This is a genomic window from Bradyrhizobium sp. Leo78, assembly GCF_059512425.1.
The window spans coordinates 1-395 of record NZ_JCAMOT010000270.1; the positions used below are offsets into that span (position 1 = coordinate 1).

1 protein-coding gene is annotated in these 395 nt (G+C 65.8%); it reads left to right on the top strand.

Annotation, left to right across the window (positions count from 1 at the left end):
- Positions 1–262: aldo/keto reductase (locus AC5ZG1_RS44630; RefSeq protein ID WP_496136603.1), on the top strand; the 262-nt coding region annotated here is incomplete at its 5' end.
- Positions 263–395 lie beyond the last annotated feature (133 nt).

A 395-nucleotide genomic window follows, 5' to 3' on the forward strand; every position in this document is an offset into this window, starting at 1 on the left:
CATCCCCTGGTATCCCCTCGCCGCCGGCGATCTCGCCCAATCAGGCTCGCTGCTTGATACGATCGCCAGAAAGCACAATGCCGCCCCCAGCCAGATCGCGCTCGCCTGGGTGCTGAAGCGCAGCCCGGTCATGCTGCCGATCCCCGGGACGTCGAAGGTCAGGCACCTGGAAGAAAACGTCGCGGCGGTGGACATCACGCTGTCGGATGAGGAGTTCACGGCGCTCGACGCCGAAGGCCGAAAGGTCTTCAAGGCGGCGTGAGGGCGGGAACAGTGCGGCATATCCCTTCTCCCCGCTGGGGAGAAGGGGAAACCGAGACGTCGTCGCGAGTCTCTTCTCCCCAACGGGGAGCTGGCCGGCAGGCGGATGAGGGGCTGCCGCCATTGCCACATCT